We start from the raw sequence: 2,493 nt of genomic DNA on the forward strand, positions 1-2,493 counted from the left end.
TGAACATCGTCTGGCTCGGGGACACTTCCCGAACGAGACCGCGTGTCTGAAGTGCGTCTATACGGCGATCACGTCCCTGGACCCCACGGGCAAATGGGACAGGCCCGTGGGACCATGTCGCATGGGACAGGCCCGCTGGACCATGCGCTGGAAGACCGCCTTGAACGCCTTCGACATCTCCTTCGACGGCCGCCTCTCAGCAGCCCGTCAGTAGCCCCAACCACCCTCGTTACACCGTTCGATTGACAGACCCGGTAGTGGCGGGCCGGTGCAAGTGGCGGCTCTTCCTTCCTGAATCGTGCGGTGCTGGCGCGAGCCCAGGGCCGCGCCGCTGCGAGGCACGCCGGGGCGGGCGCCCAGCCGGTCGACCCGTACACATGCATCGGACAACGGGTCGACTGGCACGGTAGGTTCGTTTTCGATCACTTTTGCAGGCCGACCCGCAGCTCACCCATAGGCGACTGCTTGTTGCGGCCTGGAACGGTGCCGGGGGGCTCCGCCCCCGGCGTACAACGGAGGGGGAACCGTTGCCGCACGCTCATGACGAGGTATTGAAGCCTCTGGGGCCGGATGATCCCGCGAGGTCTCCGGCTACCGGATCGCCGCGAAGATCGGCGAGGGCGGAATGGGCGCGGTGTACTTCACACGGACGCGGGGCGGTCAGCCCGTCGCGCTGAAGCTGATCCGCCGCGAATTCGCGCAGAATCCAGATTTCCGGGCGCGTTTCGAGGCCGAGGTGCAGGCCGCACGCCGGGTGTCCGGCTACCACATCGTGCCTGTTGTGGACCACGACATGGGCTCGGACCAGCCGTGGATCGCCAGCGCGTACGTGCCCGGGGTTCCCCTCGACGAGGCGCTGGCCGCCTTTGGGCCGCTGCCCTTGCCCACCGTCTTCCAGCTGATCGGCTGCACGGCGCACGCGCTGGGGATGGTGCATGCGGCTTCGGTGATGCACCGTGACCTGAAGCCGAGCAACATTCTGCTGGGTTCGCACGGCCCGTGGGTGATCGACTTCGGCATCGCGCGCGCCACGGACACCACTCAGCTCACTCAGACGGGCGGCTTCGTCGGGACACCGCAATTCATGTCGCCCGAGCACGCGTTGGGGAAGACGGTCACTCCCGCGACCGACATCTTCGCTCTCGGCCTCATCGCGGCCATGGTGGCGACCGGCCGCCACCCCTACGGCGATGGGTCCGGGTTCTCCATCGCGGCCACGATCGCCAACACCGAGCAGCGCCCGCCGGATCTGAGCGGCTACCCCGATGCGCTGCGTCCGCTCCTGGAGGCCTGCCTCAAGGCTGATCCTGCGCAGCGCCCCCTGCCCGCCGCGCTCGCCGACTGGTGTGCGCAGGCCTCCGGGCGAGCGCTGCGGGACTTCGGCAACTGGCTGCCCGCGCCCTTGGCAGGGGAGATCGCGCGGCGCGAGCAGGCGGCGGAGAACCCGCCGGAGCCGCAGCAGGCATCAGGGGCGGCGCAGCCGCAGGGCGCCGCGTTTCACGATGAGCAAGCCGGAGGGCGCCGCGCCTCCGGCCGCGCACCCGGTCACGTACGTTCCGACGCAGGCCGCCGGTCCGCAGACGCCGCCGTCGCACCCGGCCTACGCGCCCACGCAGGCCGCCTCGCAGGGACAGCAGCCGTCGCCGCATGCCCCGCCCCACGGGCCGCCGAGGGCACCTGGCAACCGGCCGAAGCCCGCTCTGATCGTCGGGATCGCGGTTGGCGTCCTCGCAGCGCTCGCGGGCGGCGGGTGGGCTCTTGCGGACGCCATCGGCTGGGTGGGGGCGGACCCGGGGGCCGGGAAGCCCAGCGACACCGGTTCGACCGATCTGGCAAACGCGAAGTACGAGGTCATCGGCGCTCCGGACACCATCCGGTTCGGCACGCAGCAGGGGGAGATGATCGTCGCGGTTGACCTCGACAAGAACGTCCCCGTGAAGGACAAGACCACCTCCATCGAGGAGCTCCAGACGGTCGTGGGCAAGTCGATCGGATTCAAGTGGGGGGACTTCGGCAAGAGCGAGGGAGCGACTCCTCAGCAGTGCGCGCAAGGGATCATCGAGCACCCACTCGGAGACGGTCTCGACGCCTTGTACCTCAACGGCCCGGACTCGCTCCTCGTCAAGGGCGACATCCTGTGCGGCACCACGAGCGGCAAGAACCTCGCCATGATGAAGATCACCCAGGTGCAGCCCTACGGAACCCGCGACGACCCGAAGGTCCCCGGCTACACAGCCGAGCTGACGCTGTGGAAGACCGACTCCCTGCCCACGCCCGCGAACTGACGGTGAAGGCCGCCCGCCCGCCGGCCACCGTGAAACGCGAGGTCGTCCTCGCCACTGGTCACCGTCGGCGAGTGTCCGGGGCCCACTCGGTGAACGTCACCCCTGCCCAGCAGGATCGTGTCGGCCGTCTCCGTGCCGACGCCGGTCCGTGGTCGGCTCCCGGCGCGGGCGTGCCGGCCAGCGCCTTGCCCATGTCCTCGTCTGGGCC

2 protein-coding genes and 1 pseudogene are annotated in these 2,493 nt (G+C 69.7%); all 3 read left to right on the forward strand.

The features are described from left to right. Positions 1 to 214, forward strand: a pseudogene (locus tag VIU94_RS10970) (hypothetical protein); the annotation flags it as partial. Positions 215 to 625: 411 nt separating this feature from the next. Next, positions 626 to 1,915 (forward strand): serine/threonine protein kinase, encoded by a 1,290-nt coding sequence (locus tag VIU94_RS10975; RefSeq protein WP_414720922.1) that lies wholly within the window; start codon positions 626 to 628, stop codon positions 1,913 to 1,915. After that, positions 1,899 to 2,285, forward strand: a complete 387-nt coding sequence (locus VIU94_RS10980) for a hypothetical protein (RefSeq protein ID WP_331910152.1) — start codon at positions 1,899 to 1,901, stop codon at positions 2,283 to 2,285. The genes VIU94_RS10975 and VIU94_RS10980 overlap by 17 nt, the downstream gene beginning before the upstream one ends. Positions 2,286 to 2,493 lie beyond the last annotated feature (208 nt).

This window comes from Streptomyces sp. (genome assembly GCF_036566765.1).
GTDB lineage: Bacteria > Actinomycetota > Actinomycetes > Streptomycetales > Streptomycetaceae > Streptomyces.

What these genes read in the sequence shown, in the direction of transcription:
- VIU94_RS10975 (WP_414720922.1), top strand. Translation starts at nt 626, where the DNA reads ATGGGCGCGGTGTACTTCACACGGACGCGGGGCGGTCAGCCCGTCGCG.
- VIU94_RS10980 (WP_331910152.1), top strand. Translation starts at nt 1,899, where the DNA reads ATGATCGTCGCGGTTGACCTCGACAAGAACGTCCCCGTGAAGGACAAG.